This is a genomic window from Klebsiella michiganensis (assembly GCF_002925905.1).
GTDB classification, from domain to species: Bacteria; Pseudomonadota; Gammaproteobacteria; order Enterobacterales; family Enterobacteriaceae; genus Klebsiella; species Klebsiella michiganensis.
On sequence record NZ_PRDB01000002.1, the window covers coordinates 185,406 to 211,495 of the forward strand.

General features: G+C 55.1%; 21 protein-coding genes, 1 other RNA gene and 2 pseudogenes. 8 read left to right on the forward strand and 16 right to left on the reverse strand.

Annotated features, from left to right (window positions below; genetic code table 11):
* Positions 1–230: 230 nt before the first annotated feature.
* Complete coding sequence (gene lpp / locus CDA56_RS07995; protein ID WP_003029373.1) at positions 231–467, forward strand: murein lipoprotein Lpp; 237 nt, start codon at positions 231–233, stop codon at positions 465–467.
* A 64-nt stretch (positions 468–531) separates the two neighbouring features.
* Here lpp and ldtE read toward each other — a convergent pair.
* The 12 genes and pseudogenes from ldtE to CDA56_RS08055 all read right to left on the reverse strand — a co-directional run bounded on the left by ldtE (position 532) and on the right by CDA56_RS08055 (position 12,908).
* Positions 532–1,517, reverse strand: a pseudogene (gene ldtE, locus CDA56_RS08000) (L,D-transpeptidase LdtE).
* A gap of 101 nt (positions 1,518–1,618) precedes the next feature.
* The gene (gene sufE, locus CDA56_RS08005; protein ID WP_049082322.1) at positions 1,619–2,035 is read right to left on the reverse strand and encodes a cysteine desulfuration protein SufE; all 417 of its coding nucleotides are present in this window, start codon (positions 2,033–2,035) and stop codon (positions 1,619–1,621) included.
* A gap of 11 nt (positions 2,036–2,046) precedes the next feature.
* Positions 2,047–3,267: a cysteine desulfurase SufS gene (gene sufS, locus CDA56_RS08010; RefSeq protein ID WP_102803446.1), complete on the reverse strand. Its 1,221-nt coding sequence runs from the start codon at positions 3,265–3,267 to the stop codon at positions 2,047–2,049.
* On the reverse strand, positions 3,264–4,538 hold the full coding sequence (gene sufD, locus CDA56_RS08015) for a Fe-S cluster assembly protein SufD (protein ID WP_064378112.1): 1,275 nt from the start codon (positions 4,536–4,538) through the stop codon (positions 3,264–3,266). Before sufD ends, sufS begins: the two co-directional genes overlap by 4 nt.
* Positions 4,513–5,259, reverse strand: coding sequence for a Fe-S cluster assembly ATPase SufC (sufC, locus tag CDA56_RS08020; protein WP_064375355.1), 747 nt, complete (start codon positions 5,257–5,259; stop codon positions 4,513–4,515). The genes sufD and sufC overlap by 26 nt, the downstream gene beginning before the upstream one ends.
* A 16-nt stretch (positions 5,260–5,275) precedes the next feature.
* The gene (gene sufB, locus CDA56_RS08025; protein WP_014229711.1) at positions 5,276–6,763 is read right to left on the reverse strand and encodes a Fe-S cluster assembly protein SufB; all 1,488 of its coding nucleotides are present in this window, start codon (positions 6,761–6,763) and stop codon (positions 5,276–5,278) included.
* 2 nt (positions 6,764–6,765) lie between these two features.
* Positions 6,766–7,143, reverse strand: coding sequence for a Fe-S cluster assembly scaffold SufA (gene sufA / locus CDA56_RS08030; protein ID WP_004119171.1), 378 nt, complete (start codon positions 7,141–7,143; stop codon positions 6,766–6,768).
* A 444-nt stretch (positions 7,144–7,587) separates the two neighbouring features.
* Entirely contained in the window at positions 7,588–8,100 is a 513-nt protein-coding gene (locus CDA56_RS08035) for a fimbrial protein (protein ID WP_025108212.1), read from the reverse strand.
* Between the two features lie 11 nt (positions 8,101–8,111).
* Positions 8,112–9,059 (reverse strand): fimbrial protein, encoded by a 948-nt coding sequence (locus tag CDA56_RS08040; RefSeq protein ID WP_025108213.1) that lies wholly within the window; start codon positions 9,057–9,059, stop codon positions 8,112–8,114.
* Positions 9,060–9,061: 2 nt separating this feature from the next.
* Positions 9,062–11,599, reverse strand: a complete 2,538-nt coding sequence (locus tag CDA56_RS08045) for a fimbria/pilus outer membrane usher protein (protein ID WP_104011304.1) — start codon at positions 11,597–11,599, stop codon at positions 9,062–9,064.
* 43 nt (positions 11,600–11,642) lie between these two features.
* A complete protein-coding gene (locus CDA56_RS08050) occupies positions 11,643–12,320 on the reverse strand; it encodes a fimbrial biogenesis chaperone (RefSeq protein ID WP_025108215.1) in 678 nt (225 codons plus the stop codon).
* A 57-nt stretch (positions 12,321–12,377) separates the two neighbouring features.
* Positions 12,378–12,908, reverse strand: a complete 531-nt coding sequence (locus CDA56_RS08055) for a fimbrial protein (protein ID WP_025108216.1) — start codon at positions 12,906–12,908, stop codon at positions 12,378–12,380.
* 433 nt (positions 12,909–13,341) lie between these two features.
* On the opposite strand from CDA56_RS08055, the gene CDA56_RS08060 reads away from it, so the two are divergent.
* Entirely contained in the window at positions 13,342–14,001 is a 660-nt protein-coding gene (locus tag CDA56_RS08060; protein ID WP_025108217.1) for a winged helix-turn-helix transcriptional regulator, read from the forward strand.
* Between the two features lie 78 nt (positions 14,002–14,079).
* A complete protein-coding gene (locus tag CDA56_RS08065) occupies positions 14,080–14,709 on the forward strand; it encodes a helix-turn-helix domain-containing protein (RefSeq protein WP_025108218.1) in 630 nt (209 codons plus the stop codon).
* 536 nt (positions 14,710–15,245) lie between these two features.
* Here CDA56_RS08065 and CDA56_RS08070 read toward each other — a convergent pair.
* The 3 genes and pseudogenes from CDA56_RS08070 to ydiJ form a co-directional block, all read right to left on the reverse strand.
* Positions 15,246–15,494: a GlsB/YeaQ/YmgE family stress response membrane protein gene (locus tag CDA56_RS08070; RefSeq protein ID WP_004851762.1), complete on the reverse strand. Its 249-nt coding sequence runs from the start codon at positions 15,492–15,494 to the stop codon at positions 15,246–15,248.
* 288 nt (positions 15,495–15,782) lie between these two features.
* Positions 15,783–16,193, reverse strand: coding sequence for a 1,4-dihydroxy-2-naphthoyl-CoA hydrolase (gene menI, locus CDA56_RS08075; protein ID WP_038424640.1), 411 nt, complete (start codon positions 16,191–16,193; stop codon positions 15,783–15,785).
* Positions 16,190–19,245 (reverse strand): annotated as a pseudogene (gene ydiJ, locus CDA56_RS08080) (D-2-hydroxyglutarate dehydrogenase YdiJ). The gene menI and the pseudogene ydiJ overlap by 4 nt, the downstream one beginning before the upstream one ends.
* A 210-nt stretch (positions 19,246–19,455) precedes the next feature.
* On the opposite strand from ydiJ, the gene ydiK reads away from it, so the two are divergent.
* On the forward strand, positions 19,456–20,577 hold the full coding sequence (gene ydiK, locus CDA56_RS08085) for an AI-2E family transporter YdiK (protein WP_032749896.1): 1,122 nt from the start codon (positions 19,456–19,458) through the stop codon (positions 20,575–20,577).
* A 212-nt stretch (positions 20,578–20,789) separates the two neighbouring features.
* An RNA gene (gene rprA / locus CDA56_RS08090) (antisense sRNA RprA) lies at positions 20,790–20,897 on the forward strand.
* A gap of 83 nt (positions 20,898–20,980) precedes the next feature.
* Here the strand turns inward: rprA and ppsA are convergent.
* Positions 20,981–23,359, reverse strand: coding sequence for a phosphoenolpyruvate synthase (gene ppsA / locus CDA56_RS08095; RefSeq protein ID WP_014229722.1), 2,379 nt, complete (start codon positions 23,357–23,359; stop codon positions 20,981–20,983).
* Positions 23,360–23,701: 342 nt separating this feature from the next.
* On the opposite strand from ppsA, the gene ppsR reads away from it, so the two are divergent.
* The 3 genes from ppsR (at position 23,702) to hemP (ending at position 26,080) form a co-directional block, all read left to right on the forward strand.
* Positions 23,702–24,535, forward strand: coding sequence for a posphoenolpyruvate synthetase regulatory kinase/phosphorylase PpsR (gene ppsR / locus CDA56_RS08100; protein WP_004851771.1), 834 nt, complete (start codon positions 23,702–23,704; stop codon positions 24,533–24,535).
* Between the two features lie 153 nt (positions 24,536–24,688).
* Positions 24,689–25,735: a 3-deoxy-7-phosphoheptulonate synthase AroH gene (gene aroH / locus CDA56_RS08105; protein WP_025108222.1), complete on the forward strand. Its 1,047-nt coding sequence runs from the start codon at positions 24,689–24,691 to the stop codon at positions 25,733–25,735.
* A gap of 165 nt (positions 25,736–25,900) precedes the next feature.
* On the forward strand, positions 25,901–26,080 hold the full coding sequence (hemP, locus tag CDA56_RS08110; RefSeq protein ID WP_160741222.1) for a hemin uptake protein HemP: 180 nt from the start codon (positions 25,901–25,903) through the stop codon (positions 26,078–26,080).
* Positions 26,081–26,090 lie beyond the last annotated feature (10 nt).

The window sequence follows — 26,090 nt, forward strand, 5'->3', positions numbered from 1 at the left end:
AAAAATGCAAATCGGAATTTACTATTTAATGCGAGATTATCTAAGATGAATCCGATGGAAGCGCGCTGTTTTCACTCGCCTTTTTAAAGTTACGTGATGATTTCGATGCTTCTTTGAGCGAACGATCAAAAATAAGTGCATTCAGGTAAAAAAATATTCTCATCACAAAAAAGTTTGTGTAATACTTGTAACGCTACATGGAGATTAACTCAATCTAGAGGGTATTAATAATGAATCGTACTAAACTGGTACTGGGCGCGGTAATCCTGGGTTCTACTCTGCTGGCTGGTTGCTCCAGCAATGCTAAAATCGATCAGCTGTCTTCTGACGTTCAGACTCTGAACGCTAAAGTTGACCAGCTGAGCAACGACGTGAACGCAATGCGTTCCGACGTTCAGGCTGCTAAAGATGACGCAGCTCGCGCTAACCAGCGTCTGGACAACGCAGCTACTAAATACCGCAAGTAATAGTATCTGTGTAATAAAAATGGCGCACATTGTGCGCCATTTTTTTTGCCTTACCTTTTCCCGCCTACTGCACCCTTTTCGCTTCATCTACCGGCGTATTATTCTGTACCGACAGGCTCGACGCGGTGCTTCCGCTAGCCGATACCACCACCGGATATCCTGCCCGCCGGGTCAGCGCGCGTTTAAGCTGCGCCTCATCAACCGCTTTATCCCCGAGAATTGATGAAACTCCGCCGGAAGCGTATAGGCCATGGTCTGCGCATTGCTGGCCTCATCCGGCGTCAACGGGCGATGAACTTCAACATAGCGCTTACCGTCCGGCTCCACGGCGAACTTGACCGGCTGGTTGATAATCCGTACCGGCGTCCCGCTTTTCACCTGATTGAATAAAGACTGGATATCCGCCGCGTTCATGCGCATACAGCCGGAGCTGACGCGCAGACCCACGCTGTCCGGCGCGCTGGTGCCATGAATCAGATATTCACCGTTACCGTATGCCAGGCGGAGCGCATAGCGGCCTAGCGGGTTATTCGGCCCTGCGGGCACGACCGGCGGCAGTTTAATCCCTTTCTCCAGCGAACGGGCGCGGATGCCCGCCGTCGGCGTCCAGGTGGGGTTCGGGATTTTCTGCCCTATGCGGGTCGTCATTTCCGGCGTCTCCAGCCCCTGCTGACCAATCCCCAGGGGATAGACCTGCACCTGATTGACGCCCGGCGGGAAGTAGTACAGACGCAGCTCGGCCAGGTTGACGACGATGCCCTCGCGCGGCACGTCCGGCAGCAGCATCTGCGAAGGTATCAGCACCTGAGTACCCGGTTTAGGCTGCACCGGCGCAATGGTATCGTTCGCTTCAAGGATCAGCATCGCCGCCGTATCAAAACGACGGGCAATCGCCTGCAGGTTGCGGTCACCCTCCTGTACCGTCCAGAACTGGTTCTCACCAATCAGACGACTGTTGGCAGGAGGAAGGGGATAATCAACGGCCCAGGCGGCGTGGGACGCGCTGAGGGCGCTCAGAAGGGCAATGGTGATAAGAGAAGCGCGTTTCATACTGAGATTCCTTCTTTCGCTGATAAAACGCCAGGCCTGTTATGCACGACGGGAGGCGAGCCTCCCGTCGTGCATAACAGAATGAAATCTACTGTTTTATTCTAGCTAAGATTTGCTGCTTTCGCGCGAATTGCGCGGATCATGGCTTCCAGTCCTTGCGACCGCGAGGGGGTAAGGTGCTGCGTCAGGGCCATTTTTTCAAACCACGGACGCACGTCAAACGCGGTGATATCTTTGGCCGTCATCTGGTCATAGAGGATAAACACCACCGCGATAAGGCCTTTGACGATGGCCGCATCGCTGTCGCCGCGAAGCGCAATCGCGCCGCTCTGCTCCTGCGCCATCACGATCCACACCTGGCTCTGGCAGCCCTGAATGATGTTCTGCGCGGTGTGTTCCTCCGGGCTCAGCGGCGCCAGGCGCTGACCCAGTTCAATAATATAGAGATACTTCTCTTCCCAGTTTGCACAACGGCTAAAGTTGCGCAGCAGTTTGTCTCTGTCCGGTAACGCCGCCATAGTTGCTTCCTTTAGCTTAATAATTTGTGGATCCGCTGTAGCCCCGCTACCAGTCGGTCCACCTCCTCCGTCGTATTGTACATCGCCAGCGATGCCCGACACATGGCCGGCACGCCGTAGAACGCCATCAGCGGCATGGCGCAGTGGTGCCCGGTCCGCACCGCAATACCGTAGTTATCGAGGAAGCTGCCGACATCATAAGCATGATGTTTGCCGAGATTAAAGGCGATCGCTCCCAGGCGATCTTGCGGGCCGTAAAGGGTTAAATCCGCCACGCTCTCCAGCGCCTGCAGCGCGTAGCGCATCAGGGTCTGTTCATATTCCGCGATGTGCGTCAGTCCCAGCGCGCTGACGTAATCCAGCGCCGCGCCCAGCCCGACGATGCCGCCGGTATTCGGCGTTCCCGCCTCGAAGCGCCACGGCGCTTTTGCCCAGGTCGTGCCTTCCGTCAGGCTGACCGTGGCGATCATCGACCCGCCCCCTTCCCACGGCGCCATCTCCTGCAAAATGTCCTGCTTGACGTAGAGCACGCCGATGCCGGTGGGACCGTACAGCTTGTGGGCGGAGAAGGCGTAAAAGTCGCACTCCAGCGCCTGCACGTCCACCGGATGGTGCATCACCGCCTGCGCGCCGTCCACCAGCATTTTGGCGCCGTGCTGATGGGCCAACGCCGTCAGAGCGGCGATGGGATTTTCAGTTCCCAGCACGTTCGATACCTGGGTAATGGCCAGCAGGCGGGTACGCTCGTCAAACAGGCCGGGGATCGCATCCAGCTGCAGCGTACCGTCCTGGTTCAGCGGGATCACCCGCAGCTGCGCCCCGACTCTGGCGCACAGCATCTGCCACGGCACGATATTGGCGTGATGCTCCATCGCGCTGACGATGATGTTGTCGCCCGCGCCGACGTTGGCGTTTCCCCAGCTGTTCGCCACGAGGTTAATGCCTTCCGTGGTGCCGCGAACAAACACCAGTTCCTCCGCCGAGCGGGCGTTGAGGAACGTCGCCGCCCGCTGGCGCACCTGCTCCATGCTCGCCGTAGCTTCCGCGCTGAGGGTATGAATGCCGCGATGCACCGCCGCATAGCCGTGGCGGTAAAATTCCGCCTCGGCGTTAATCACCGCTTCCGGCTTCTGCGCGCTGGCGGCGCTGTCGAGGTAGGCCAGCGGCTGGCCATTAACCTCGCGATTGAGAAGCGGGAAATCCGCGCGCACGCGTTCCACAGAAAATGTCATGCCTTACCTCCCGGCAAACGCTGGCCAATACGCGCCAGTATCTGCTGCCTGAGCGCCTCATCGTCGATCGCTTCCGTGAGCTCGGCGGCAAAGGCGTAAAGAATCATCTGCTGCGCCGCCTGCTGCGTAATGCCGCGCGATCGCAGATAAAACAGCTGTTCGTCATCAACACGCCCGATGGTCGCGCCGTGGCTGCACTTCACGTCGTCAGCGTAAATCTCCAGCTGCGGTTTGGTATCCACTTCGGATAAGCGGCCCAGCAGCAGGTTGTTGTTGGTCATCTGGCCGTCGGTTTTGATCGCATGCTGCGCGACGTTAATCAGGCCATTAAACACCGCCCGCCCTTTATCGTTGACGATGGTTTTATGCAGCTGGCGGCTGTTACAGTACCCGACCTGATGATCGAGCCAGGTGCGACTGTCGCAGACTTCGCCGTTGACCGGCATCGCCAGCGAGTTAATCCGCAGGGTGCTGTTTTCCCCCTTCAACTGCGTGCTGGTGTGGTGGCGAAGCACCGAACTACCGAGCAGAAAACTGCTGCTGAAAGCGGAGGCGTCGCGCCCGAGCGCCAGGTCGTTATGGGCAAAGTGGTAGCTTTGCGCGTTCTCAAACGCCAGCTTGATATGCTGCAGGTGGGCGTTATCCGCCACGGTCATCGTCAGCCTTGCGCCGGTAAAGTGGCGCTCATCGTTAAGGCTCAGATAGTGTTCGATGATGGTCGCCTGCGCGCCGCTCTCCAGCGCCAGATGGTGGCGATAGTGGGCGGTGTTCATTTCATCGCTCGCCAGCCCGCGCGTCAGGTGCATAATCAGCAGCGGTTTATCCGGGCGCTGGTTGCGCCTGACCCGGATATGGGTAACGGTGGTCGCCAGGCTTTCGGTCAAATGCAGAAACACTTCGGGCTGAACGGCGTCAGGCAGCTGCTGACGCTCGTTATCCACCTGCACTTCATAGCCGCTGGCGGCCAGATCGTCGCTCAGGCTCGCGCTAAACTGACCATCAACAAACACCAGCCGCCATGCCTCTACCGTTAGCGCCAGTTCGTCGCGCCGGGCCGCCGTCAGCGTCTGCGGCTGAGCGGCGACAAAGGTCTGATTCAGTAGCGCGTCCAGCGGGGTATATTTCCAGTTTTCGTGTTTACGCGTTGGCAACCCCAGGCGCAGCAGCTGTTGCAGGTGCTGATGCGCCTGCGGGCTGCGCTGCCCGCTTTGGGACTCAAACAGATGGTGCCACTGCTGCAGCGCGTTACTGCTGTTCGGTAAGCCAGCCATAGCCCTGCTCCTCCAGTTGTTTGACCAGAGTAAAATCGCCGGATTTGACGATTCGCCCCTGGTACAGCACGTGGACGTAATCCGGCTTGATATAATCGAGAATGCGCTGATAGTGGGTGACGATAATAAACGAGCGCTTGCCGTCGCGCAGGGAGTTGACGCCGTCAGAGACAATCTTCAGCGCGTCGATATCCAGCCCGGAATCGGACTCGTCCAGGATGCACAGCTCCGGTTCCAGCACCGCCATCTGCAGGATATCGTTGCGCTTTTTCTCGCCGCCGGAGAAGCCGACGTTAACCGAGCGGGTCAGCAGATCCTCCGGCATCTTCAGCAGCTTTATTTTGTCTTCCATCAGGTCCTGGAAGTCAAAACGGTCAAGCTGCTCCTGGCCACGATAGCTGCGCACGGCGTTGAGCGCGGTTTGCAGGAAAAACTGATTGCTGACGCCGGGAATTTCCACCGGATACTGGAAGGCCATGAAGATGCCTTCACCGGCGCGATCTTCAGGGGAGAGTTCCAGTAAATCTTTGCCTTTAAACGCCACGCTGCCGCCGATCACTTCATAGTCTTCACGCCCGGCCAGCGTAGCGGAGAGCGTACTTTTCCCGGAGCCGTTCGGGCCCATAATGGCGTGCACTTCGCCGGGGCGAACCTCCAGATCCAGCCCGCGCAGGATCGCTTTGTCTTCAACGGCGACCTGCAAATTTTTTATACTTAACATCTTATTTCCTTTGTTATCAGCCGACGCTGTGTTCAAGGCTAATTGCCAGTAATTTTTGCGCTTCTACGGCAAACTCCAGCGGCAGCTCTGAGAAGACGTCTTTACAGAAACCGTTGACGATCATCGAAATCGCATCGTCTTCGCTGATTCCGCGCTGCAGGCAGTAGAACAGCTGATCTTCGCCGATACGAGAGGTGGTCGCTTCGTGCTCCAGCTGCGCGCTGTTGTTGCGGCATTCCACGTACGGGAAGGTATGCGCCCCGCTGTCCGGGCCAATCAGCATGGAGTCACACTGGGTGAAGTTGCGCGCGTTGGTCGCCGTCGGCATGATTTTGACCAGGCCGCGATAGCTGTTCTGGCTGTGGCCGGCGGAAATGCCCTTCGAGATAATCGTCGAACGGGTGTTTTTGCCGATATGGATCATCTTGGTGCCGGTGTCCGCCTGCTGATGGCCGCTGGTCAGCGCCACCGAGAAGAACTCGCCGATGGAGTTATCCCCGCGCAGAATGCAGCTCGGATACTTCCAGGTGATCGCCGAGCCGGTTTCCGACTGGGTCCACGACATTTTGCTGTTCTCGCCTTCGCACAGGGCGCGCTTGGTGACGAAGTTGAGGATCCCGCCGGTATTGTTGTCGCCGGGGAACCAGTTTTGCACCGTGGAGTACTTCACCTCGGCGTCTTTATGAATAATCACCTCGACCACCGCCGCGTGCAGCTGGTAGCTATCGCGTACCGGCGCCGAACAGCCTTCGATATAGCTCACGTAGCTGCCTTCGTCGGCCACCAGAATGGTGCGTTCGAACTGGCCGGTTTTTTCCGCGTTGATGCGGAAATAGGTCGACAGCTCCATCGGGCAGCGTACGCCTTTGGGCACATAGATAAAGGTGCCGTCGGACGCCACCGCCGCGTTGAGGGCGGCAAAGAAGTTGTCGTTGCCCGGCACCACGGTGCCGAGGTATTTCTTCACCAGTTCCGGGTGATCGTGGATCGCTTCGCCGAAGGAACAGAAAATAATCCCCTGTTCCGCCAGCTTTTCGCGATAGGTGGTCGCCACCGAAACCGAGTCAAAAATGGCGTCGACGGCCACTTCCCGTCCTTCCCGCACCGGCACGCCGAGAAGGTTAAACGCCTCTTCGACTTCGCTGGTCAGAAACGCGCTGGACCCCGTTTGCTGCAGCGCGCCGGGCTCAGAGGCGCAGGCGTCATCGCAGTTGCCGCAGGAGGGCGCTGAATAATAGCTGTAATCCTGATAGTTCAGCTTGTCGTAGTGCGCCTTCAGCCAGTGCGGCTCTTCCATCGCCTGCCAGGCCTTAAACGCGTTCAGACGAAACTCCAGCATCCATTCTGGCTCATTGCGGCGCGCAGAAATCGCCCTGACCACCTCTTCATTTATGCCTTTCGCCAGCTCATCGGTCCGTAGCTGAGTGAAAAAGCCCTCTTTATAGTTGAGTGGCCCGCCGCTCCAGGTTTTGACATCGTCAGTTGCTTCAGTATTACGAGACATAGTTACTCCGCCTGAACGCCAAAACTTTCGCCGCAGCCGCATTCGTGCTGGGCTTTAGGGTTATGAAATTTGAAGATTTGATTTAAGCCTTCGCGAACGTAATCGAGCTCGGTGCCGTCGATAAACGGCATCGCCTGCAGCGGCGCCCACAGCTTCGCGCCATCGCGCTCAAATAACAGATCGTCTTTCGCCGGTTCAGCAATTAGCTCGAGAACGTAGCCAAAACCGGCGCAGCCGCTGGTTTTAACGCCAAGCCGCAGCCCCTGCATATCCGGCTGTTTGCGGACCAGATCGCGAATATGGGCGGCGGCGGCTGGGGTCATGACCAGCCCACGCCAGCTAAAATCTTCGGGATTGAAAGTTCCTGCATGTGAATTCATCGCTCTACCTCATAGGTTGACGCCATCGGGCCATATCGCTATGTTAGTGATAATGATTATCACTTCAACCCATCCAGAGAAGGGGTATTTCCCCATTCAGTGCTTTTTATAAGCATAGACCCTGACAGAAGAGATATCGGAGATGGAATAAATTGTTCAATGCATTGATTAATAATGCATTTCAGTGACAGAAAGGTAGAAATTGCAGGAAAGTTAAAATATGCATCGGAAATACCTATTTTTGAGATAGCGAATTTGCGTTGCACAGAACCCGCCGTGAAGGGCAAAAGAGTCACAATCACGTACTGCGGGTAAAAAGGAGAAATGGCGGACGTTATCTTTCCCGGTCATGAGGCAAAAAGACCGCGATAACCACGGAAATTAAAAGGGCAGCGCCATGACGGCGATCAAGGCGCTACCGCGTATCGCTAAACGGATGCCCGTTTAATTGTACTGCAGCGTCATGACCACAACGGCACTGACGCTTCCGGGCGTCGCACCGCCTGACACCGATTTTACCGAGGCCTGCATAGCCAGGGTTGCGGTTCTGTCAGCCGCGATATTGTGGGTGATGCTGGAACCCGTTCCCTTTAGCGCGCCGCTGCCCGCTTCACTCATCGCTACCGCCACGTTGGTTGCCGTACCGCTATTCAGATAATAGTCAGGACCGGCAAGCGGATCGGGAGTGCCGGTGAAGGAGGCCGTTACGCTGCGCGTTCCCGCCGGACAGTTGGTAAACAGCAAATTAAAGGCCACAGGGTCGGAGGATGACCCGGGCGTGGCCATGTTGGTTGCCTGAATATCGCCCAGATTGACATCGAGGTTGCTGTTTCCCCCATTGAATATACAGGGCGAGGCGACAATATTTCCCGTCACCCCCATCGTTACGCTGTCGGCAGAAAAAACGTTCCAGCACAGCAACGTCAGAATAAGCAATTTTTTATGGCGTATTTTCATTTTTTCACCCGTTACTGGTACGTCAAATTAAGCGTGGCGGTCGCATTTGCCGAGCCGGACTCAACGGAAGTTAAGGTCTGATAATAACGGGCCGTCAGCGGCAGCGTTTCTTGCCCGCCCGATGACCGTTTTAATAACAGCGGGCTATTGATGGACAGCGGCGCGCCATTATATAAAAGCTGCACGCCGACGCCTTTTGCCGTCCCGGCGCTGCCCTGCCCCGTTAATGCCATTACGCTGGGGTTGGCGCTATCGGGATTTTGTACGCCGCTCAGCGAAACGGTGATATTGGTGCCGGCGCTGCAGCTTAACCCCAGATTTTGCGTATTCTGCGCGCCAGCGGGCGTGGTGCCTACCGTCGAGCCGAACGTTGAAGCGGGAATATCGCCAATGATGAAGTTCAACTGAGGCGTAGTGATACTGCAGGCCAGGGCGTTGATTGTCCCATCGGTCAGCGTTGCGGTCAGGCCATCACGGTAGACGCCGTCGCTGCCCTGGAGCGTCACCACCCCGATCGTTCCCGGCGTTAATGCGCCTGATGATACCTGCCCGGTCACCACCAGCTGTATGTTACCGCCGTACCAGTCGACATAAGAGGTCTGTGCGTTATAGGAGAATGTATTACTCGGATTTTCAAAATAAGCGTTTGATGAAAAACGAATACCAATACCGCTAATATTAGTGTTGTAAACGTGATTACCGTAGCTGCTCAGCGTCGCATTATTATATCGCATGCTGAAACCCAGCATGAGTGGGTTAGTACAGCCGGAAAGGTAAGAGCCCGTATATGTCCCGCCCCCCGAAAAAATAACGGTCCCGACCGGCGCATCACGCGGTACGGTAATCGTTCCCACGGATAGAGTGGAGATCTGCGGGGTAATGGTGGTGCAGGTTCCGGCACGCGCGCTATTCCATCCGGCTATCAAGCCGAGCAAAATAACAGAGTAAATCAATCTCATGTTTAACGTTCCTGGTGGCAACTGGCGCTAACTTCTGTTATTCCAGCGTAGGTTGATTGTTTCGGCAGGCTGAAATCAGCACGGCACTGTTGGCTGGACTGGCGGCCCCACGTGACGAAGATCGCCCCCTGCTCGCGCATTCCGCTTAAAAAAACCTGGCCGCGATCGCCAACGATAAAGCTGCTCTTATTATCATCCGCAAGCGTCACCACCGCCCCGAACGGCACGAAGCGGTTATTGTCGGTTAAGGTCATCAGGACCCTGCGCCCCACTTTGGAAAGATAATCGGCGCGCACCACCGCGCCTCGCGTCGGGGTAACCGTGTCGGTGTTTATCTCCAGCTCTACATCCTCAGGCATATTTTGCGGATCGAGCGTCAGGTCGTTTTTTCGATAAACGGAAATATTGCTGACTACCGTATATCCCCGGTAGTCCGTGCGCGCACCGGGTTGGTTGCGAATATTCACGCCGTGTGCGCCGGGGGCTTTTATCAGGGCATTGGTTTCACCGAGCGGTTGGGAAAGCGTGATGCCATCGGCGTGGGCGATAACGCCCCCCTGCAGACCATAATTAAGCCGCTCGCTGTTTTTGTCGTAGCTATACCCCGCCGTCACTTCGCCGTACGTCCCTTTATAGTCACCGTTCATATTGCCGGTGTAACCCACGCCATCCGTACCGTAACCCTGCTGGACGTTCCAGTTCAGCGAGTTGTTCTCCAGCGCGACCCCGTTCATGCCGATATTATGCGTCGTTCCACCATTCTTGCTGGCGTTCATGCCATAGCTGGCCCACGTTTGCGGGAGGAATTTATCCAACGGTACGCTGACGTTAAACGCCAGCAGCTGGTCGTGGGCGCTGTTATTCGCGCTGTCGTTTGACGTCGCGCTGCCATTTTTGCTGTATGTCCAGGTCAGGCCGTAGCTGATATTGCGCCAGTAGTTGTTGTATCCGACGCTCCACGAAGCCATCGACCTGGCGGAGTTCCAGTAATCTTCCCTCGCCGCGCTGAGGGTTAGCGATCCCAGTTCGCGGCTCAGCGTCTGGCTCATCGCCAGCTCCGCGCGGTTACGCCTGCGGTCCTGCAGCGCGCTGCTGTCTCCATATGAGTCCAGAACTTCCTGCATCCCGTAATAGCCGCTGGTGGAATAGCGGTATCCCGCAATGGAAAAGTTGGTCCCGGTATCGATGAAGTTTTTGCTGTATCGCGCTCGCCAGGATTGGCCGCGCGATTTTTCCGTTTTATCCGGCGTTGACCAGGCCTGCGTGACATCCGTGGAGATAGCGCCTAACGCCCCCATATTTTTACCCACGCCGAATGCCAGCGACTGATATTTGCTTGACTCCTGCAGGCCGCCATAGAGGGTAAAGCCATGCTGCAGGCCATAAATTGCCGTTGCCTGCCCGAAAGGGGTTTTATCCACGCTGCTGTTATATGAACGATACTGCCCGCCGGTGATGGCGTATTTGAACCGGCCTTCCCGCTGCAGTACCGGCAGCGAGGCGTAGGGCAGCGTGAAGTGCTGTTCGCTGCCATCGGCTTCCTTAATCGTCACGTCGAGATCGCCTGCCCCGCCGGTAGGATACATATCCGTGATTTCAAAGGCGCCCGGCGCAACGTAGCTTTGGTAGATCTGGTAGCCGTTCTGGCGCACCACGACCTGCGCATTGGTTCGGGCAATGCCGCGTACTACGGGCGCATAGCCCTTAAGAGAATCCGGCAGCATGTCGTCATCGGATGCCAGCTGGCCGCCGCGAAACGGCATACTGTCGAACACGTCGGCAGGCGCAGAGCTGTCACCAACGGTAAGCTGGGCTTTCAGAGGAATAATGGCCCGCTGCGCGTAGGTATAAACGGTATCCCATTTATCCTGGCCGGAGGACTCCCGTGACCAGGTGGTATAGTTGCGAAAACGCCACGGCCCTATATTGATCCCCGGACGCAGGTTCGCATACTGGCTGTCGCTTCTGCCGCCCTGGCCCGTTTTCGCCCGAGTGTTCGCTCCGCTCAGGCTGTAATTGAGCAATGCCGCAGTAATTCCCTCATCCCACATTTCCGGCGGTACATAGCCCCTTGCCGGCAGGTCGATCGCCGCCTGGGGAATGCTGATAACCAGCCGCTGGGCGCCAAATTGAAAATCAGCGCTGGCTTGCGGAATAGCCTGGAGATTGGCGCAATCACTATTTTCTACCGACAGCTGGGGAAAAAGTTCGGTTTTCACTCCCCACTGTTTTAATTGTTCCACGCTCAGACAGGGCTGCAATACCTCATTACCGCCCCCGGTCTTTGCCATCGAAAAAGGAATATCCCGGGTGTCCATTAACTGGTCATCAAGAATAATATCCACATGGTATGTTCCCGGCGCCTGAGAGCCCGATTCAAAAGCCGATAAATCCGCTTTGCCCACGCCGGGATTATCCAGCTCTACCAGAGCCGTATTAAACGAATCACTGGCATACAGTTCCGGAGAGAAACCGCTCAACACTATGGCGATAAGCGTAGCCAGACGAGCAGGTCGCAACTTATTATTTTTTATTGTCATCGCTATTACCTATTTAACGCTGGGCTTGCCATTTGTTCAGGGATTACAAACTGGCTTGATGTGACGGACCGGGGCTGCCGTAGTCATTAATAACTTTAAATGTCAGGGCATTGCCGGAGGCCCCGTCCGGCAAGCGGAACCGGGTGGTCGAACCCGGCATGACGTAGGTCACCTGGGCAAGCATTTTTCCGCCCACGGTAATTTCATTGAAATTAATGACGTAAGGCGTTGGGTTATTAACCTGAAGTTCATTGCCGCTTCTTTGCCAGGTGAGTTTATTTGCCTGTTCCTCCGGCGTTGAGGCGCGAAGCGTAACGGGACGATAAATCAGCTTGATGCGCGTTTTTACGGCAATTTGCAGGGAGTTCATCTGCTTTGATGCCGAGGGAATCGCTTTAATATTTATCCAGAATAAACTTTCTTTGGCCTGAGGCAGTGAACCTGTCGCGACAATTCGCTCAATATTTTTTTGTCCGCTGTCGAGGCGATACATCGGCGGCGTAATAATAAAAGGCGCTTTACCAGAACCACCTTCCTGCTCATCTATCCATGACTGAATTAAATAAGGCGTCGCATCAGGATTATTAACGCTGATTGACGCTTCTTTTTTTGCACCATCGAAAATGATCCGCGTGCCGCCAATAATTACCCCGGCAGTGGCGGTTGCCTGCACCAGCGTTAACATTGTTATCGCCAGGCCAATTGTTCTGATAAAACGCATTTAATACCTCTTAAAACAAAGGGGCCGGGCCGGCCCCCTACTGATTACTGCAGAAACTTAGTTGTAAACCACTGAGAAGTTCGCGACCGAGTTAGCTGGGCCGGCAACCACCGTCGCAGTGGTCGACACATACTGAGCATAGAAATTCAGCGTATTATCAGCGGTGCTGGTGAGCGGGTAGGAGTAACCGTTGCTGCCGTGCAGAGGCAGATCGGCTTTATCCGCCGTCATCAGATTAATCGCGACACCGGAGGCTGCGCCAGCGACCGACGAGTCAATAGCCAGCAGGCTGGAGTTACTTAAATCAGGCGTGCCATCAAAGCGGACTTTGGCATTGTTAACCGTCACCGGACAGTTCTTCAAAATAATATCGAATTTCGTCGCGGCGGTTCTCGAACCGGCTACCGGAAATTCAGTTTTATAATAATCGCCCAAAACAACCACCTGGTCCTTTGACGCGACATCGATGTCGCAGGCGGCATCCAAAATATTGCCATTAAAATTAACGGTACCCGCTGCTGCGAAAGCCTGAGTCATTGATAATGCAGAACCTGCTGCAAGTATCGCAATAACAATTTTCTTTTTCATAACGACACATCCTGTTTTACTTTATTTACATTCAGGCAAAATATTTAATAAACGCATTTTGCCATTGCTTTAATATATTGCCGGGAAACAGTGGTATATATCACACCACTATTTCATTTTATTAAAACCGGATTACCCCTGCCGACGTGACAAAATTTATACAACATTTTTTCAGCGCACAATCTATTTCGCGGTCTAAATGTAGACTCGAAATTAACAAAAATAAAACATTCAAATTAAGAAATTACTTAATCACACTGACCCCGGTCTACTTTTGGACTGGCGAGACAAAATCAATAAAATCAATTAATTATAACCATAATCCACCCGAGTCTATTATTAGACCCGGCGCCAATATTCCCTGAGATGCTGTTTTTTAAGATAATTCCCAACATCGATCAAAAAACGATCGCATAAGTTAGTGAGGTATCTTATGAACACGAGAATTATTCCTGAATTCGGCAACGAGCCAGCGGAAGTACTTGAGATAAAACCCTTTAAGCACATTGAGAAATTAATTGATAATGTCCTGCCGTACGCCGAGAGACGAATAGTCTCGAAAGGGGAGATCGTCCATTATTACGATAATAACGTTCGTCAGTGTTTTTTACTTATCCAGGGCAGCGTCGCGCTGCATCGTCGCGGAGATGGGATTGTTTTAAATTCTGAGTCATCGCCATTTCTTCTCGGCGTGTGTAGCCAGTTTTCCTCTGAACGACTTTACGTCAGGGTACTGGAAACATCGGAAATTGCGGCCGTTTCGCTGGAAACGTTTAATCGCGTAGTGGCGCAACAGAACTTATGGGAGCATTTTTCAAAGCTGCTGATCTATACCGCATCGCGGGTTTATGAGCACTGCGCGCAAATATCGCAAATGTCAGCCTATGACATCATTCGTTTTCAACTTGTTGAATTAATGCAAGAGCCCGAAGCTATCCGGCAAAGTATCACCGCGGCGGCCTATATCAAAAGTCGAACCTATCTTTCCCGCAGCGGCGTTATGCGCATCCTCGCAGAGCTACGAACGGGTAAATACATTACCATGGAGCGCGGAGTGCTGATTGACATCCACCACCTGCCGCGAAAGTATTGATTGTTCATGTATCTTCGGAGTGGCAAGAGATACGCGCGAGGTTATAATAAGTCCGATCTCCTTCAGGATTTTCTGACTATGCCATCTGCAAATCAACCCTTCCGCGGCTCCCCTTACGCACAGGAATTTATTTCTCATTTGCAGCCCTACTGCACGACGTACCGAACGGGCCGCGGCGAGCAGTTTGATCTTCAGGTTAACGGTCAGGGGATGTGTTATCTCCTTCTGGAGGGGACGATAGCGATATACCGAAGAAGTGACAATATGATGCTTTCCACGGCGCTCAGTCCCGCCCTTTTCGGCCTCGCTAACCTGACGGACATTTACTTTGATGACTATTTTAAAACCGTCACGCCGTGCCAGATTGGCGTACTCACAACCCGTCGCGTCGAGGAAATCATTAGAGAGAAGGCGCTATGGGGACTGCTCTCTAAACAGCTGATGTTTGTCTATAACCGCCTCTATCATAACGTTATGCCCCAGGGCACGCCAACGGCGTACGAGATGATTCGCCAGCAGCTGATCAAGCTCATGGAGGAAGAGGAGGGTTATCGCTACAGCGTGACGGCTGAAAGATATATCAGAGAGAAAACCCGGCTTTCCCGCAGCGGCGTAATGCGCATTCTGGCGGCGCTGAAAACCGGTGGTTTTATCGAAATGGAAGAGGGGAAACTCATAAAAATCAACAAACTTCCTGCTAAGTACTGATTATGCGGATTGGGCTTTCTGCCCTCTCGCGATCCGGCCTGCGCGCCGAAATGCATTCATGCAACAAATTCTATTCGTTTTCATTATAAGTATTGTCATTTCACAGAAATAAAGATTTATTCACTGCTGACTGGCTCATGTAGAATGCGCTGCTAAATTTCCTTCATCTTTTACGCAATGTCGCCCTGGCGACCGTTCGGGAACCTGTGTAGTACTGAATTATGGATATAGAAACAGATGTCATGTCGATGTGTATGGTCGTGTTGTTAATTATTAGCGTGTTGCTCGATTAACCTCTTCCCCCCCCGTAAAATCAGTACGACTCGCCGTCGCCGGACAGGCCAGTCTATTCGCTACGAACCCGATCCAAATCGAAATCGTACCGTTCCCCCGCGCGGCCTGACCTGCCAGCGTATTCCGGGATAAGCGTTCAGAGAGGGGATATTGCCCTGTCGGGCATGGTGCAAATATTAAAAAGGCTGCCAACGATGGTGGCAGCCTCTTCACTTTATGGCGTTACTGATACGAAGAGCGAATTAGCTCTTGATCTTCCTGTAGATAAACAGGACAACCAGCGCACCAATCACCGCCACGACAAAGCTGCCGAAATTAAAACCATCTACACGGCCAAAGCCGAAGAAAGTACTAATCCAACCCCCGACAACTGCACCGATGACACCCAGAATTACGGTAACGATAAATCCGCCGCCGTCTTTCCCCGGCATAATCCACTTGGCTAAAATACCGGCAATAAGCCCAAAAATGATCCATGAAATGATACCCATAGCTAACTCCGTCCTCTTGTTACCTTGTAAATATCTGGTATAGAAAGATTAGCATAAATATTAATGATGTTTCATAAAATTATATTTAGCATACATAGACTTGTCAGCACGGGGATAATGGTCTACGCCCTGAACGCGTACCGGACAAATAATCAGCAAGCGGAAGTATCGCATCGTGAATAATTAAAACCTCGGGAGAGGCAGCGATAAGCCAGGATTTTTCTTATTAAAAGTGAAACTGGAAGCGGAATACAAAAGCAGCAAGGGGGACATTTCCCCCTTGCTAATTTAGATGACTGCGGTTGTCAGCCGCGACGAACAGCAAAGGCGCCCCTGTTCATCAGTAATGTCGATTTGCCACACCTGGTGACGGGAGCCGACGTGCAGCGCGCGGCACACGCCGCGAACCCTCCCGCTGCGCACCGAACGGATATGGTTGGCATTGACCTCCAGCCCCACCACCTTCTGCTCGCCTTCGCTGCACAGATAGCCGGCCACCGAGCCTAAAGTTTCCGCTAATACCACCGACGCGCCGCCGTGCAGCAGCCCAAACGGCTGATGGGTGCGACTATCTACCGGCATGGTGGCCTCGATGGCGTCATCGGTAAGGGCCTCGAAGCGAATATCCAGCAGGCCGACCATATTCCCGTCGCCCATGGCGTTCAGCTGTTCCAGGGTGCTCTGACGTTTCCAAATCATCCCATAATCTCCAGTAGCGCCTGCAGCGGATGGCGTACGCCGCTGCCTTCAATACGCTTCACCTGGCTACGACAGGAGTAGCCGGTGACCAGACAACGATTACGCGGCAGGCGCTGCATCGCCTGCTGCCAGGAGAGCGCGTAGATAGCCAGCGAATTGGCGTGGTTCTTCACTTCATGACCGTAGGTACCGGCCATGCCGCAGCAGCCCACGTTAACGTTTTCCAGCTTCGCGCCAAAACGCGCGAAGATATCCGCCCACTGTTTAGTGGAAGCGGGAAGCGCCGTGACCTCGGTACAGTGGCCAAACAGATACCACGACTCGCCGCCCTGCTCCTGCGCAGCGGTTGCCGACAGCGCCTGCGGCAGCCACTCATGCACCAGCATCACGCGGAAATCGCCGCGCTTGTCGCCGAGCACCTGGTTGTATTCATCGCGATAGCAGAGCACCAGCGCCGGATCGACCCCCACCATCGGCATGCCGAGCTGGGCCACCCGGTTCAGGAAATCGGCGGTTTTCTGCGCGGTGCGCGCGAATCGCGTCAGGAAGCCCTTAATATGCTGGGCTTTACCGTTTGGCGAAAACGGCAGCAGCACCGGCTGGTAGCCTAGCTTTTCGACCAGTTGAACAAAATCGGCAACCACCTGCGCATCGTAATAGCTGGTAAACGGATCCTGAACCACCAGCACCCTTTTCGCTTTCTGCTCTGCGCTCAGCGCTTCCAGCTGCTCCAGCGTGGTATTTGCCGAACGATGGCCGACCATCTGCTGCTTCAGCGACGGGACGGAGAGCAGCGGGAGATCGACCATACCGATATGCTTTTCCGATAGCTTGCGCATCCACGGCTGATTAATAAAGAAGTTGAACGTCTTCGGCGCATGCGCCATCAGCGGCGCGTAGGATTCAACCGCCGCCACCAGATGATCGCGGACCGGCCGCAGGTAGCGGCTGTGGTAAAGCTGGAGGAAACGCGACCGGAACTCCGGAACGTCGATCTTAATCGGGCACTGGGTCGAGCAGGCTTTACAGGCCAGACAGCCGGACATCGCCTCCTTAACCTCATGCGAGAAATCGTACTCTCCCTTACGCGCGTGCCAGCTATTGCGGGTGCGCTCCACCAGGGTACGCAGGCTGGCGCGTTTTTCCGGCAGATCTTTTTCCAGCTGATTGGGGTCGACGCCGCGATCCGCCAGCAGGCGCAGCCATTCTCGCACCAGCGTGGCCCGCCCCTTCGGCGAGTGAATACGGTGGTTGCTGACCTTCATCGACGGACACATCGGGCTTTTGGCATCAAAGTTGAAGCACAGACCGTTGCCATTACACTCCATCGCGCCGCGCCACGAGCTGCGCACGGCAATGGGGATCTGCCGATCGAAGGTCCCGCGCTTAACCGCATCCACCTTCATCATCGGCGCATCCACGCCTTCCGGCGGGCATATTTTACCGGGGTTCAGACGGTTATCCGGGTCAAACGCGGCTTTAATCTTGCGCAGCTCGCCAAACAGTTCTGCCCCAAAGAACGCCGGGCTATATTCGGCGCGGAAGCCTTTCCCGTGTTCCCCCCACAGAAGGCCGCCATACTTGGCGGTTAAGGCTACGACGTCATCGGAGATGCGCTTCATCAGCATCTCTTGCTGCGGATCGCACATATCCAGCGCCGGCCGCACGTGCAGCACGCCGGCATCCACATGGCCAAACATGCCGTAGCTCAGGCCATGACCGTCAAGCAGCGCGCGAAATTCCACAATATAGTCGGCCAGATGCTCCGGCGGCACGCAGGTATCTTCGGCGAAGGGTATCGGTTTAGCGGCTCCTTTGGCATTCCCCAGCAGGCCGACGGCTTTTTTCCGCATCGCGTAGATGCGCTCAACGCCGTCCAAATCGTGGCAAACCTGCCAGCCGATAACGCCCGCTTCGCCGCGCGCCATCAGCTCATCCAGGCGCTGGCACAGGGTTGTCACCTGGCCGTCGATCAGTTCGGCGTCATCACCGGCGAACTCAACGATATTCAGCCCCAGCATCTCTTTATCCGCAACGTCGGTAATGAGCTCGCTGACCGAATGCCAGACAATATCTTCCCGCGCCAGATTCAGCACTTTTGAGTCGACGGTCTCGACCGACAGCGCCTTCGCTTCAACCATAAACGGCGCGTTGCGCAGCGCGGAGTTAAAGGAATCGTACTTAACGTTAACCAGGCGGCGTACTTTCGGTAAGCGGGTAATATCCAGCCGCGCTTCGGTAATAAACGCCAGCGTCCCTTCTGAACCGGTCAGTATGCGGGTCAGATCGAATTCGCTCATCTCGTCATTAAAGACGTGGCGTAAATCGTAGCCCGTCAGGAAGCGGTTAAGTTGGGGGAATTTATCGATAACCAGCTGCCGCTGCGCTTTGCAGCGCTGATAGACCGTGCGGTAAATACGCCCGATCGCCGACTGTTCTGCGCCCAGCGTTTCCGCCAGCGCCGCCGGAATCGGCTGCGTATCCAGAATGTCGCCGCCGATCAGCACCGAGCGCACGCCGAGCACGTGATCGGAGGTTTTCCCGTAGACCAGCGAGCCCTGCCCGGAAGCATCGGTGTTGATCATCCCGCCAAGCGTGGCGCGGTTGCTGGTCGACAGTTCCGGCGCAAAAAAGTAGCCGTACGGTTTAAGGAACTGATTGAGCTGATCTTTAATGACCCCGGCTTCCACCCGCACCCACCCTTCTTCGGGGTTGATTTCAATAATGCGGTTCATATAGCGGGACATATCGACGATGATCCCGGCGTTGAGCGCCTGACCGTTGGTGCCGGTACCGCCCCGCGCGGGGTAAAGATCAGTGATTTAAAACGTTCTTCCGCCGCCAGTCTTGCCAGCAGAGCGACGTCTGCCGTGGAGCGGGGGAATAAAATCGCATCCGGCAACAGTTGATATACACTGTTATCAGTCGCCATCGTTAGCCTGTCGGCGTAGCTGGTGGCGGTATCGCCGGTAAAACCTTGTTGCTCCAGTACCTGCAAAAAATTCAGCACCAGCTGAACGACACCTGGCGCTTGAGAAATCTGTGGGATCATGACGCTCGACCCTGCCTGACTATGTTGTGTTGTAAGTGATTAAACGTTTGCGGTTTGCGTAGTGCACACAACTTTTTATCACATTTTTTTCATATGCGCCCGCCAGAATTAAGGGCAAAATCAGGCGCGCGAAGATATTGATATTATTATCAGTACATGGAATTACGCTGCGTCAGCCTTGTGACGCGACTGCAAAGGTAAAACTTTATCATGATTAACCCCAATCAGCCCCGGGACATACCGCAAGTTCTGCTGTCGGTGCTGTTTTTGTCCCTGATTATTATTTCCTGCCTGTGGGTCGTTCAGCCATTTATCCTGTCATTTGCCTGGGCCGGTACCGTGGTTATCGCCACCTGGCCGGTGCTTTTGCGCCTGCAGCGCCTGCTGTTCGGCAAGCGCGCGCTGGCGGTGCTGGTGATGACGCTGCTGCTCTTTTTACTGTTCGTTATCCCTATTGCGCTGCTGGTCAACAGCCTGGTGGATAACAGCACGCCATTAATAAAAGTGATTACCAGCGGTAACTTTACGCCGCCGGATCTGGCGTGGCTAAATAGCGTTCCGCTGATTGGCGATAAGCTGTATACCGGCTGGCACAATTTACTGGAGATGGGGGGAACGGCGATTATGGTCAAAATTCGCCCCTATCTCGGCACCACCACCACATGGTTTGTTGGCCAGGCGGCGCACATCGGCAAGCTGCTGGTCTACTGCGGACTCATGCTGCTGTTTAGCGCCCTGCTGTACTGGCGAGGCGAACAGGTTGCGTATGGGTTCCGCCACTTTGCCACCCGTCTGGCGGCCAAACGCGGCGATGCGGCGGTGATCCTCGCCGGCCAGGCGATTCGCGCCGTGGCGCTGGGGGTGGTCGTCACCGCCCTGGCCCAGGCGGTGCTTGGCGGTATTGGCCTTGCGGTCAGCGGCGTGCCTTACGCCGCGCTGCTCACCGTGGTGATGATCTTTACCTGCCTTGTGCAGCTGGGGCCTTTGCTGGTTCTGGTACCGTCAATTATCTGGCTGTACTGGAGCGGTGATACCACATGGGGCACCGTACTGCTGGTCTGGAGCTGCGTTGTCGGCACCATGGATAACTTTATCCGTCCGCTGTTGATTCGTATGGGCGCCGACCTGCCGATGATTCTGATCCTTTCCGGCGTTATCGGCGGCCTGGTGGCGTTCGGCATGATTGGGCTGTTTATCGGTCCGGTGCTGCTGGCGGTCTCCTGGCGACTGTACGATGCGTGGGTTAACGAAGCGCCGCCGCCGCCGAAGGACCCCGACCTGGTGCTTGAGGAGCTGAGCGAGCTCAATACCCGAGCCGCTCAGGATAAGTAAGTGAAAAGGCGGGGAAACCCGCCTTTTGCCCCTCTGTCCCTATCAATGTCGGGCACGACAGCCTTAAAGCTTAAGAAATCCTAATCTATCTTTCACGTCATTCCACCACCCGCTGCCTGCTAACCGCATTTGCTTCGCAGATTCTTTACCTTAATTTAACTATTGAGAGGAATCCGATCGACGCAAAAAGCCTCAGTGCCTAGTATTAGCTCACGGTTATAAATCAACGCATTGATTTATAAGCATGGAAATCCCCTGAGTGAAACAACGAATTGCTGTGTGTAGTCTTTGCCCATCTCCCACGATGGGCTTTTTTTTGTCCGTTTTCAGTTCCCCAAAAACAAAAAATCCCCGCCACTGCTGAGCTGACGGGGAGTATCCAGTTGCCTGTTTTAGCGAGAACTTACTTATTCAGCTCCGCCAGGCCGAGCCAGGTTTGCACGACCGTGTCCGGGTTCAGGGAAAGGCTATCGATCCCCTCTTCCATCAGCCAGGCGGCAAAATCTTCATGGTCAGACGGACCCTGTCCGCAGATACCGACGTACTTGCCCTGCTTCTTCGCCGCGCGGATGGCCATCGACAGCAGCGCTTTCACCGCGTCGTTACGCTCATCGAACAGCTCGGAGACCACGCCGGAGTCGCGATCCAGCCCCAGCGCCAGCTGCGTCATGTCGTTAGAACCAATAGAGAAGCCGTCGAAGTATTCGAGGAACTGTTCAGCCAGCAGCGCATTCGATGGGATCTCACACATCATAATCAGCTTCAGGCCGTTTTCGCCGCGCTTGAGGCCCTGGCGTTCCAGCTCTTCAACCACCGCTTTTGCCTGCGCGACGGTCCGGACAAACGGCACCATGATTTCGACGTTGGTCAGGCCCATGTCGTTACGCACCCGCTTAACCGCTTCACACTCCAGCGCGAAGCAGTCGCGGAAGCTTTCTGACACATAGCGGCCGGCCCCGCGGAAGCCCAGCATCGGGTTCTCTTCTTCTGGCTCGTAACGTTCGCCGCCGACCAGGTTGGCGTATTCGTTAGACTTAAAGTCGGAAAGACGCACAATCACCCGTTTCGGGAAAAATGCCGCGCCAAGGGTGGAGATCCCTTCGGTCAGGCGACCGACGTAGAACTCTTTCGGCGAGTCGTAGCCTTTCATCAGCTCGCGGATTTCATTCTGCAGCCCCGGCTCCTGATCGTCGAACTCCAGCAGCGCGCGCGGGTGGACGCCAATCATACGGTTGATAATGAACTCCAGACGCGCCAGGCCCACGCCTTCGTTCGGCAGGCAGGCAAAGTCGAAGGCGCGGTCCGGGTTACCGACGTTCATCATGATCTTCAGCGGCAGATCCGGCATATCGCCAACGGTGGAGCTCTTGACGCTGAAGTCGAGGATTTCGGCATACACGTAGCCGGTATCGCCCTCGGCGCAGGAGACGGTCACATTCTGGTTTTCCTGGATGCGATCGGTGGCGTTACCGCAGCCCACTACCGCCGGGATCCCCAGCTCACGCGCGATAATCGCCGCATGACAGGTACGCCCGCCGCGGTTGGTGACGATCGCCGCCGCCTTTTTCATGATCGGCTCCCAGTCCGGGTCGGTCATGTCGGTCACCAGCACGTCGCCGGGCTCGATGCGGTTCATTTCGCTGATATCGTGAATGACCTTCACCGGACCCGCGCCGATACGATGGCCGATCGCGCGCCCTTCCGAAATAATCTGTCCTTGCGCATGGAGGGTATAGCGCTCCATCACCTGGCCGCGGGAACGGACGGTTTCCGGACGCGCCTGCACGATAAACAGCTTACCGGTATGGCCGTCTTTCGCCCATTCGATATCCATCGGACGGTTGTAGTGCTTCTCGATTTGAACCGCTTGCTGCGCCAGCTCCTGCACTTCCGCATCGGTTAACGAGAAGACGTCGCGCTGCGCCTGCGGCACGTCTTCGATACGCACCTGCTTGCCGTGCTCCTGGGTAGGGGCGTAAACCATGCGGATCTTTTTCGACCCCATAGTGCGGCGTACGATTGCCGGCCGGCCCGCTTCCAGCGTGGGTTTATGGACGTAGAACTCATCGGGGTTCACCGCCCCCTGCACCACCATCTCGCCGAGCCCCCAGGCGGAGGTGATAAACACCACTTGATCAAAACCGGATTCGGTATCGATGGAGAACATCACGCCGGACGAGGCCAGATCGGAGCGCACCATCCTCTGCACCCCGGCGGAGAGCGCCACCCCGCGGTGATCGTATCCCTGATGCACGCGGTAGGAAATGGCGCGATCGTTAAACAGCGAAGCAAACACGTGCTTCACCGCGACGAGCACGGCGTCAAAGCCCTGCACGTTAAGGAATGTCTCCTGCTGACCGGCGAAGGAGGCGTCCGGCATATCTTCCGCCGTCGCGGAGGAGCGCACGGCAAAGGAGGCCTCAGCGTCATCGGCGGACAGCTGGGTATAGGCATCGCGAATCGCATTTTCCAGTTCGCTCTGGAACGGCGTATCAATGATCCACTGACGGATCTGTGCGCCCGCTTTCGCTAATGCGGAAACGTCGTCAATGTCGGTTTCATCCAGCAGTTCATAAATGCGCTGGTTAACACCGCTTTGGTCCAAAAACTGATTAAAGGCATCAGCGGTGGTGGCAAACCCGTTCGGTACGGACACGCCCATACCCGACAGATTTGTAATCATTTCACCAAGGGAGGCATTTTTGCCCCCAACCCTGTCTACATCATTCATGCCGAGTTGGTTATACCAAAGCACCAGCGGTGACGAGCCATTGTTGGACATCGAGACAATCCTTTTGTGATTTAATACCAGTGATAAATAATTCACGATCGACTACGAGATTTATCCTGACATATTTATCCAGCTGAAAGAAACGGTGAATCGTTCAAGCAAATTATTTTTTCGTTTTTAGGATTCTTTGCCAGATATAGCTAAGCTAATGATTCTTCAGAAATCTGATGAAATTTGATACAAAAGATACGCAGTTGCGAAAAATGAACTCACCTTTTCATTAAAAATAAAAATAGCGTTTCATTTTTTAAATATGAGACAAAGCCTGGAGCGTTATGCTTAAATTTAATATCAGCTTTCAGACAATTAAACTCATTATACCGGATGGTCAAAATGGAAAGTGCTGTAGATCGCCACGTATTTTATATTTCCGACGGTACCGCTATTACGGCGGAAGTTCTGGGTCATGCGGTCATGTCGCAATTCCCGGTCGCCACCAGCAGCGTAACCCTGCCGTTTGTCGAAAATATTAGCCGCGCGCGCGCCGTGAAGGAGCAAATCGACGCGATTTTCCAGCAGACCGGCATTAGACCGCTGGTGTTCTATTCCATCGTGCTGCCGGAAATCCGCGACATCATCCTACAAAGCGAAGGCTTTTGTCAGGATATCGTCCAGGCGCTGGTGGCCCCCCTGCAGCAGGAGCTGCGCCTCGATCCGACGCCAATCGCTCACCGCACCCACGGCCTGACGCCCGGTAACCTGAACAAATACGACGCGCGTATCGCCGCTATCGACTACACCCTTGCCCACGATGACGGAATTTCTCTGCGTAATCTCGATCAGGCCCAGGTGATCCTCCTCGGCGTTTCGCGCTGCGGGAAAACCCCCACCAGCCTGTATCTGGCGATGCAGTACGGTATCCGCGCCGCCAACTACCCGTTTATCGCCGATGATATGGACAACCTGATTCTTCCGGCTTCGCTTAAGCCGCTACAGCACAAACTCTTCGGCTTAACGATCAATCCGGAGCGCCTGGCGGCCATCCGCGAAGAGCGGCGGGAAAACAGCCGCTATGCTTCCATGCGCCAGTGCCGGATGGAAGTGACCGAAGTCGAGGCGCTTTACCGCAAAAACAAGATACCTTGCCTGAACAGTACCAACTATTCCGTGGAAGAGATCGCCACCAAAATCATGGATATTATGGGGTTAAGCCGCAGAATGTACTAACACACTAGTACATTATTAAAAATTTGTTTATGCTATCACCTGAGCCCTATACAGGATCATGCCCTGCTCTTGCAATAAGCGGGGATTGGTTTATCGTGATGCGCATCACTTCCCGGCATTTTCGCCGCGGAAGAAACAGATTTTGAGACCCCAATGAATAAAACAGACGAATTGCGTACCGCGCGCATTGAAAGCCTGGTAACGCCTGCGGAACTGGCTCAGCGGCATCCAGTGTCTGCCGACGTTGCCGCACACGTTTCCGCCTCACGCCGCCGAATCGAGAAAATTCTCAACGGTGAAGATCGCCGCCTGCTGGTGGTGATCGGTCCCTGTTCCATTCACGATATTGATGCGGCGATGGAGTATGCGCGCCGCCTGCAGGGTATGCGCGAACGTTACCAGCCGCAGCTGGAAATCGTGATGCGTACCTATTTTGAGAAGCCGCGCACGGTGGTTGGCTGGAAGGGGCTGATCTCCGACCCCGACCTGAACGGCAGCTATCGGGTGAATCACGGCCTTGAGCTGGCGCGTAGCCTGCTGCTGCAGGTCAATGAACTGGGTGTCCCGACCGCCACCGAGTTTCTCGATATGGTGACCGGGCAGTTTATTGCCGACCTGATAAGCTGGGGCGCTATCGGCGCGCGTACGACCGAGAGCCAGATCCACCGCGAAATGGCCTCGGCGCTCTCGTGCCCGGTAGGCTTTAAGAACGGTACCGATGGCAATACCCGTATCGCCGTTGATGCGATCCGCGCTTCCCGCGCCAGCCATATGTTCCTGTCGCCGGATAAGCAGGGACAGATGACCATCTACCAGACCAGCGGCAATCCGTACGGCCATATCATTATGCGCGGCGGTAAAAAGCCGAATTACCACGCCGCCGATATCGCCGCCGCCGGGGAAGCGCTGGCGGAGTTCGACCTGCCGGAACAGCTGGTGGTGGATTTTAGCCACGGCAATTGCCAGAAACAGCACCGCCGTCAGCTGGACGTTTGCGCCGACATCTGCCAGCAGATCCGCGCCGGCTCGACCGCCATCGCCGGGATCATGGCCGAGAGTTTCCTTCAGGAAGGCACGCAGAAGGTCGTCGCGGGCCAGCCGCTGACCTGGGGACAATCGATTACCGATCCCTGCCTGAGCTGGGACGATAGCGAACGGCTGCTGGATGAATTAGCCGCCGCCACCGCCACCCGCCTGTAGTTCCCCTCCCCACCGTACGCGCGGTGGGGAGCGATTTTCCGCCATCGACCGGCCCGACACCTGCTAAATCTGGTATTCCGCTAAATAAAGCTTGCGTGAAAAACAACATTATTGATAATGATTATCATTGTTGCCTTGATTTTTATTTTTAGTGCTATGACGCGTATGGATAACACTGCCACAGCAGAAAAAACAACAGACAATGCCCCGTATCCGGTTCCGACGGACAAAGAGATAAGCAGCCGGACATTATTAGGCAGCGAGGGACGGGTGGTGATTGAACATCGCGGTCAGCGCTACCTGCTGCGTCAGACCCATTCGGGTAAGCTGATCCTGACCAAATAATTATCCCCGC